The sequence below is a fragment of the Neobacillus niacini genome, assembly GCF_031456445.1.
Lineage (GTDB): Bacteria > Bacillota > Bacilli > Bacillales > Cytobacillaceae > Neobacillus > Neobacillus niacini_I.
The window spans coordinates 21272-29427 of record NZ_JAVDUQ010000049.1; the positions used below are offsets into that span (position 1 = coordinate 21272).

At 37.3% G+C, this 8156-nt stretch carries 6 protein-coding genes, 1 tRNA gene and 1 rRNA gene; 2 read left to right on the top strand and 6 right to left on the bottom strand.

Going from position 1 to position 8156, the window contains the following annotated elements:
* Positions 1-142: 142 nt before the first annotated feature.
* Positions 143-2668 carry a bifunctional diguanylate cyclase/phosphodiesterase gene (locus J2Y67_RS25560; protein ID WP_310178659.1) on the bottom strand — a complete coding sequence of 842 codons (2526 nt, stop codon included), beginning with the start codon at positions 2666-2668 and terminating at the stop codon, positions 143-145.
* A 178-nt stretch (positions 2669-2846) separates the two neighbouring features.
* Positions 2847-2990, bottom strand: a complete 144-nt coding sequence (locus J2Y67_RS25565) for a hypothetical protein (RefSeq protein WP_310178661.1) — start codon at positions 2988-2990, stop codon at positions 2847-2849.
* A 207-nt stretch (positions 2991-3197) separates the two neighbouring features.
* On the opposite strand from J2Y67_RS25565, the gene J2Y67_RS25570 reads away from it, so the two are divergent.
* Positions 3198-4493 (top strand): DEAD/DEAH box helicase, encoded by a 1296-nt coding sequence (locus tag J2Y67_RS25570; RefSeq protein ID WP_310178662.1) that lies wholly within the window; start codon positions 3198-3200, stop codon positions 4491-4493.
* Between the two features lie 42 nt (positions 4494-4535).
* On the opposite strand, the gene J2Y67_RS25575 is transcribed toward J2Y67_RS25570, so the two are convergent.
* The 4 genes from J2Y67_RS25575 to J2Y67_RS25590 all read right to left on the bottom strand — a co-directional run bounded on the left by J2Y67_RS25575 (position 4536) and on the right by J2Y67_RS25590 (position 7549).
* Complete coding sequence (locus J2Y67_RS25575; protein ID WP_310178663.1) at positions 4536-6074, bottom strand: solute symporter family protein; 1539 nt, start codon at positions 6072-6074, stop codon at positions 4536-4538.
* Positions 6074-6400, bottom strand: coding sequence for a DUF485 domain-containing protein (locus J2Y67_RS25580; protein ID WP_310178664.1), 327 nt, complete (start codon positions 6398-6400; stop codon positions 6074-6076). The genes J2Y67_RS25575 and J2Y67_RS25580 overlap by 1 nt, the downstream gene beginning before the upstream one ends.
* A 295-nt stretch (positions 6401-6695) precedes the next feature.
* Positions 6696-6768 (bottom strand) — tRNA-Ala (locus tag J2Y67_RS25585).
* Between the two features lie 85 nt (positions 6769-6853).
* Positions 6854-7549, bottom strand: coding sequence for an MgtC/SapB family protein (locus tag J2Y67_RS25590; protein WP_310178666.1), 696 nt, complete (start codon positions 7547-7549; stop codon positions 6854-6856).
* A gap of 542 nt (positions 7550-8091) precedes the next feature.
* Between J2Y67_RS25590 and J2Y67_RS25595 the strand changes: the two genes are divergently transcribed.
* Positions 8092-8156: ribosomal RNA gene (locus J2Y67_RS25595) — 16S ribosomal RNA — on the top strand; the annotation flags it as partial.

Sequence of the window (8156 nt, forward strand, 5' to 3'; positions counted from 1 at the left end):
CCGGAGGCGATTCGATGTTGACTTATCGTAGGGCGGAGAGCGAAGGACACTAGCCGCTGACCAGGGCGCTGGAGCTGGACAATTCTCAAAGTCAAAATTTATCTTATCTTCATAAAAAAGGGCAGCCGCGGCTGCCCTTTTTCTATTTAAATAAATAGGTCTCAAAAGCTTCTGTACTTAAAGGTTTACTAAACAAATATCCCTGCATCTGTATGCAATTTTTTGATTGTAAGAACTCCTTTTGGTATTCAGTTTCCACACCCTCTGCAATAACATCCAGGTGGAGACTGCGTGCCAGATTAATAATCGCTTCAGGTATTTCGGTATTAGCAAGATTCTCACTAATATTTTGGACAAAAGATTTATCAATTTTTAACGTGTTGATTGGCAGATTTTTTAAATAACTTAAAGAAGAGTATCCTGTACCAAAATCATCAATGGAAATGGAAATCCCCATACTTTGGAGCGTTTGAAGCGATTGGACAATTTCCTTTGAATTATTCAGGAGGATACTTTCGGTAATTTCAACTTCGAAATTCTTTGGATCTAATTTGCTTTCCTCCAAGATCTCCTTTACCTGTTTAACCATATTACAAGGCTCTTGAAATTGCCTTGCTGAGAAATTGACAGAAATATTTAATGGTTGATGGTACCTTGAATTCCATTCACTTACTTGGTGACATGCTTTCTTCATGACGAATTCCCATAAGGGTAGGATTAACCCAGTATCTTCAGCAATCGGAATAAAAATCTCCGGTGAAACAAAGCCCAATTCTTCATCAGTCCATCTTAATAATGCTTCTGCCCCGTAAACGGTTTTGGTGTCGACATTTATTTTTGGTTGATAGTAGACCTCGATTTTTTCGTCTTCGATGGCCTTTCGCAGATGTGATTCCAATTTAGGACGTTCTTGGCTTAATTTGTTGATTCGCTCATTAAAGATAACGACTCGATTGCCGCCCATATTTTTTGCAGAGTACATTGCCATATCTGCATAGATGATTAATGTATCCATATTATTGGTATGCTCTGGGTACATACTGATTCCGCAGCTGGCACTTAGGTATAATTCAATTCCAGCAATTGAGTATGGTTTTTTTAAGGTATTAATAATTTTTTCTGCAACTGCTTTTGTAGCATTCACATCCAGATTATTCATCAAAATGATAAATTCATCGCCGCCTTGTCTTGTAATGATGTCATTATCCTCCGGCAGGCATTTTTGGATTCGATTTGCTACGATTTTCAGTAATTCATCCCCTTTGTTATGTCCAAAGGAGTCATTAACATGTTTGAAACGATCCAAATCAATAAATAAAACCGAAACTGTTTCGCCTTTGTCATTTGCTTGTTCAATAACAGGTTTTAGCTTTTCTTGAAAGTATCTTCGATTGGTCAAACCTGTAAGCGGGTCATGATAGGCTTGATATTCGATTAATTTTTTACTCTGATTTAAATCATCTACATAATGAAGTAAATGGGTAGATAATGCATTCACATTTTCTGTCAGCAGTCCAAGCTCATCTTTGCGATTTAAGTGTAATTTTTTCCCGTAGTTGCCTTGGGCAATTTCATTTACTTGCTCGACAATATAACCGATTGGTTTTGTAATAGAGCGGGAAAAAATAAAACTGATAATTAATACAAGAATCATAATCACGATGGAAAGCAGAATGTGAACCTTTAACTCGTGCAACAACTCATTTTGGATAAGGCCATAATTATAGACAAGGCATATCACATAGGGTTGATCATTTTTCGTATTCACTGGTACGAATGTTTTCATAATGTATTTGTCTTTTAGAGTGTCTTTATAGGACTGGACTTTATTGGTTTGTATTGCTTTTTTTACTAATTTGGAGTCCACTTCAAAATTTGGATATTTTTTATAGGAACCGTACCATACAGGCTCTGCGGAAATCCGGGTATAATAATTACCGTTTAAATGGACAACTTCCTCTTTTTTTCCGAAGCTTTTTGGATTCAAAACTGACATTTCCAGAACTCCGGGTTCCTGGGTAAAGTTCTTAATCACTTTCACTGGTCCAAATCGATCCTCGTAACCAAGAACGGTATTGTCCCGGAAATAAGGGTCGATGATATAATTGGTTGTGCCATCATAGTAATAACCCCATTTATCAATATGATCGGGACTAGAGGAGGCTTTCTCCATTGGACCGGACCAATAGTAGGGCAAGGCTAAGCCTTTTTTTACAGTTACAGGTTTTAATGCAAAAAGCTGTAGGTAGGCATCATACCAATAGCCCCAGCCTTTTGTCCCCATATTAATTTCTTTTGGATCCGAGGATCTAACACCGATAACATCATCTTTAGTTTTTGCTAAAAGTGTAATGTGGGAAACTCTTAATTCCTTTGAAAGTGATTTTAGCTGTTCATTTGTTACATCTTGGTATCGCGGGGGAAGTGCTTTTCTTATCGCGATTGAGGCAATTCGCAGCTCTCTTGCAAGGATGTCTTCTACATATTCGGAGCCCTGTTTTGTATTTTCTACCTGAACAGAAACTTCTTTTGTGATCATGGCGATTTCCTTTTCATTATAATCAAGCAATTGATTTTTTGAACGAATATAATGAAGGGCGTTATTCGCGACTAAGATGAAAAAAACGATTAAACAAAAAATTAATGGAAGTTTCTTTTTTATCGACAATGAAACAACACTCCAATTACATAAACCTTTTTACTGTGGTAACATGTTTATATTTTGATTAAAGAATATCATAATCAAATCACAAAGAAAACGAGTAAAAACTGGAGAAACGATTCTGGGGAAAATTGGGAGGAGAGGCTTAGATAAAGTGAATTCAGCAGCGATTGCTGCTGAACCATCAATCTTTTAATCCATGTAGCCATTCTTGGTAGCATTCATTACAAAGTGTTTCATCCCGTTCAACATTGGAAACCACAAAGGTTACATTGTAATGCTGATTTTTTTCAATATCGGTTGTACAATAAAAACATTTTTCTTTCATTGTATCTCCACCTCATTAATTTTGAATGAATATAGTTTTTACCGTTTTTTTATTTTTTTACGAAGAAAATTTCGCCAGGTTTTTTCTTTACCACGAATTCCTATTCATCAAACTCAAAATAATTTGGAATAAAAAGTTTAATTGCTTTATTTATAATAAACACTCATTATGAATAGATAGTTATTTGAATTGAAAGTAGGGATTTCATTGCCTGAATTTATAGAACTAGGTATTTCAAAAGAATTAACGGAAAATTTACGAAGCTTCGGTATCGCCACACCCACACCCATTCAGTCTAAGGCTATTCCATTTGTGATGAAGGGGAAAGATGTGATTGCACAAGCCCAGACTGGAACAGGTAAGACATTTGCATTTATCTTGCCGATTCTTGAAAAAATAGACGCGAATGCTCTTCATGTTCAAGCCTTAATCGTAACTCCAACAAGAGAGTTAGCGTTACAAATTACCGAAGAAATTAAAAAGTTGATTCAAGATCGAGAGGAAGTTAATGTTTTAGCGGTTTATGGGGGTCAGGATGTTGATAAACAGTTAAAAAAGCTAAAGAAAAATGTCCAGATTGTTGTCGGAACCCCCGGAAGGCTTTTAGATCATATTCGAAGGGGAACGCTTGATTTATCTAAAGTAAACTTCCTTGTTTTAGATGAAGCGGACCAAATGCTTCACATTGGGTTTCTGGGCGAAGTAGAGGATATCATTAAAGAAACTCCAAAGAATAGGCAGACGATGCTTTTTTCAGCGACAATTCCAGACGAGGTTCGAAAATTAGCGAATAAACATATGAGAGAACCGGAATATATTCAGGTAGAAAGAAGGCAAGGACCTGCTGCCAATGTAAAACAAATTGCCATCCATACCATTGACCGAGCGAAACAAGCGACCCTCATTCAATTAGTGGAAACCCACCGTCCATTTCTAGCGGTTATTTTTTGCAGAACAAAACGAAGAGTCAGCAAACTCTATGATGTTCTTAAATCGCACGGGTTTTCCTGTGATGAATTGCATGGGGATTTGTCGCAATCCAAAAGAGAGCAAGTCATGAAGAGATTTCGGGACGCAGAAACCCAATTGTTAATCGCGACGGATGTGGCTGCGAGGGGGTTGGATGTTGAGGGAGTAACCCATGTATTTAACTATGATATTCCCCAGGATGCAGAAAGCTATGTCCACCGCATTGGAAGAACGGGTAGAGCGGGAATGAAGGGCTTAGCCATCACGTTTTATTCCTCAGCTGACCGGCCGACACTTGATATGATTGAAAAGGAATTGAATATTCGGATTCAAAAACAAGTGCTGGAGAGTGGGGAAAAGAAAGATCGAACCAATCATTCAGACGGGGAGATGAAATCTACCAAAACAAGTGAACGGAAGGGAAAACAACAAACGGAAAAACCGATGAATTCTAAGTCATTTTCGATAAAAGAAAAACGGAAAAACAGCAAAAAGAATCCTCCGTTTTACACGAAGAAAAGAAGTAAAGGATAGAATTAAGCAAAGGGACTGAAGTATTCAGTCCCTTTCATATATTTATTGCCTCATCCCAATTCCTGTATTAGATTTAACTAGCACTTCCTCATACTTCTTCACATCCGCCTTTTGGCTCGAGAAAATGGTTCCTAGGTAACCCGCAAGAAATCCAAGTGGGATGGATACAATTCCCGGTGTCGTATATGGGAAGATAGGGTTTCCGACAAAAATGGCCTTTCCTGCCTCAGGACTCATTACACTTGGACTAATTAAAACTAACCCGATTGCCGAAATAAGTCCAATAGCCATTGCCCATACTGCACCAGAGGTGTTAAAACGTTTCCAGTAAATAGTGTAGAGGATTACAGGCAGGTTTGCACTGGCTGCTACCGCGAAAGCAAGTGATACTAAGAAGGCGACGTTTAAAGTTTGAGCCCCTAATGCAAGAATAATGGAAATAATGGATACTCCTATTGCTGCATAACGTGCCATCGCCACTTGATGCTTTTCAGATGCCTTTCCTTTACGAAGGATTTCATTATAGAAATCATGAGCAAATGCAGAAGCTGCAGTTAAAACAAGACCCGCCACAACAGCAAGGATGGTTGCAAAGGCAACAGCAGAAATGAACGCAAATAGCATGTTGCCGCCAATCGCCTTGGCCAATAGTGGTGCAGCCATATTCCCGGCTGGATTTGCTGTTACAATGGCTTCATTGCCAACGAATGCAGCTGCACCAAAGCCAAGGAAAATCGTCATAACATAGAAGATTCCAATCACCCATGTTGCATAAACAACGGAGGAACGGGCTGTTTTTGCGTCTTTTACTGTAAAGAAACGGACCAGGATATGGGGAAGACCTGCAGTCCCTAAAACGAGACACAAATTTAGCGAGATCGTATCCAAGCCAATTTTATATTTTACCCCTGGATTTAAGAAGGCTTCTTTTAAAGGAGTTGCGGTTTTCATTTGGGCAAACATATCGGTAATGCTGAAATGAAATTTAGCTAGAACAATAATCGTGATGACGAAAGTGCCTCCCATTAATAGAATCGCTTTAATGATTTGCACCCAGCTTGTTGCATGCATTCCGCCAAAAATAACGTACACGGTCATTAACACACCAACAATTAATACAGATGTCGTATAATCCAAGCCCAATAATAATTTTATAAGTGCACCTGCTCCAACGAGTTGGGCAATCATATAAAAAATAGAGATCGTAACAGTGTTCATTGCAGCAAAGCCTCGGATTTTTTTTGTATCAAAACGTGCGGCAATCATATCCGCAAATGTATACTTACCAAGGTTCCGTAATGGCTCTGCAACTAAGTAAAGAACAACAAGATAGGCTACGAGGAAACCAATACTATAGAAGAACCCATCAAATCCGGTTAACGCTACAGCCCCTGCAATTCCAAGGAAGGATGCAGCTGACATATAATCACCAGCAATGGCTAGACCATTTTGCCAGCCTGTCAAGCCCCCTCCGGCAGTGTAAAATTCACTTGCGTTTTTCGTCCGCTTAGAGGCTAAATAGGTAACGATAAGTGTGACGAAAACAATGGCAAGGAACATAATAAAGGCAGTTTTATTCATCAGCTATTGCTCCCTTCTCGGATTACTTGATTTGCCATGTCATCAAATTTAGCTGCCTTTTTAGAGTAAAGGATGCATAAACCCCATGTCATAACAAATTGAAGGAAAGCAAATACCCATGCCCATGTAATACTGCCAATAAATTTATGATTAAGTACTGTGGAGTAGGATGTTAGGATTGGTAAAGCAAAATAAAAACAAAAAAAGAAGATCGTTACTGGGATGATAAACTTTTTCTTCTCGGAGAGTAATGTTTGAAATGAAGAAGATTGAACAATTTTGCTGTAATCGCTCTCAATATTGTGTTTCGCTTTTTTAGCCTCCAATTGAAGCTCCCCCTATCAAATTAAAACCTTGATTTTTTTTATATGAGGAAAACAAAAACTAGTAGACAATGCTGACTTAAGGGTAAGAAATGAAGAAAAGTCTAATTGGAAATCCGGATAATTTCAGCTCCCCCTCCTTGTATTATATTTTTAAAAATTTAGAAGATTCTAATCTAAATCTAATTATAGTTTTTATCTACTAAATCTTGCAAGATAAAATTTCAAAGAGAGGGAAAATAAACCAATTTAATTGCATAAAAAGAAAACCCTTGCTTTAGCAAAGGTTTTCTTTTTATGGAGAATAGGGGGCTCGAACCCCTGACCTCTTGCATGCCATGCAAGCGCTCTCCCAGCTGAGCTAATCCCCCGAATATCATGTACAAGAAAAATTATATACGCTTTGACGAATTCTTGCAATAGGAAATAATGAAAAAAGAGCCAAGAAATTGGCTCTTAACTAATACTTTCAACTTCTACCTTTTTAACCCCTTCGAATTGGGAAATGGAGTAGTATACATCCGTTGTTTTTTCGCGATAATCAACAGCCACCAATATTTGTACTGAATGATCGCCATTATCTAAATCTTTTATTCGAAGTCTACGAATAATATAATGTTTTTCCATTATAAATGATATAACTTTTTCAATTTGTTCTTTATCCCTCATAAATAATTGAAGACTGATTTCTTTTTCCCTTAATTGCTTTGGACCAATCAATTTCATGAGGAATGGAATAAATTCTACGCTTATAATAAGAAGTAATACTCCAGCAAATGCTTCCCAATAAAATCCAGCTCCGACAGCAATCCCGATACCGGCAGCACCCCAAATCATTGCGGCTGTGGTCAGGCCGGAAATACTGTCATTCCCTCTCCTTAAAATTACCCCAGCACCAAGGAAACCAATTCCAGAGACAATCTGTGCAGCAAGTCGGAGAGGGTCCATCGTAATCTTCACGTGGTCTGAATTAGGGAACATATAAGCTGATTGAATGGAAACAATCGTCAGAAGACAACTCACAATAGACATAACGAGACTTGTCTTTAAACCTACAGGTTTTCTTTTCAACTCCCGCTCAAGACCAATGATGAGTCCGAGTACAGCTGAGATCCCAAGTTTTATCAGTATTTCTGTATTAATAGTATTCATGTGAATTCACGTCCAATTTTAAATCGAATATAAAAATGAAAACCTAAAAGTTATTAATTATTATATCGTATGAATGAGGGAAGGGAATTATTTTGTTAAATTATAAATGACTAAAAAGAAAAGGATTGTAAGTCACTCTTTTATTAAATGTAATTAATAAAAGAATTATTTTGAAAATAATTTCTTTAACAAATGGAAACGGTTCATGACTGATTAATTAGATATGGCATCTTTAAAAAACTTTTAAAATTATATTGCAATCATTTTGTTATCGTGGTATATTTAATCTCGTCCTCTTCGAGAGAGTCAAACAACGAAAAAATAAATTTTGAAAAGTTGTTGACAATACGAAAGTGGATGTGATAAATTAAAGAAGTCGCTTTTGAGCGGCGGTGAAAAATACAAGCTAAAATAAATAGAAATTTTATATTAGTGTTGTAGATTGTTCTTTGAAAACTAAACAAACAAAAACGTCAACAAACAATAATTATTCACTTCATTTAATGAAGTGAAGCCAACGTAAAATTCGAGCTACATCAACTTTCTTGGAGAGTTTGATCCTGGCTCAGGACGAACGCTGGCGGCGTGCCTAATACATGCAAGTCGA

Bases quoted from the DNA above. Each gene is read 5' to 3' on its own strand.
- J2Y67_RS25565 (WP_310178661.1), bottom strand. From the start codon at position 2,990: ATGAAAGAAAAATGTTTTTATTGTACAACCGATATTGAAAAAAATCAG.
- J2Y67_RS25575 (WP_310178663.1), bottom strand. From the start codon at position 6,074: ATGAATAAAACTGCCTTTATTATGTTCCTTGCCATTGTTTTCGTCACA.
- J2Y67_RS25590 (WP_310178666.1), bottom strand. From the start codon at position 7,549: ATGAATACTATTAATACAGAAATACTGATAAAACTTGGGATCTCAGCT.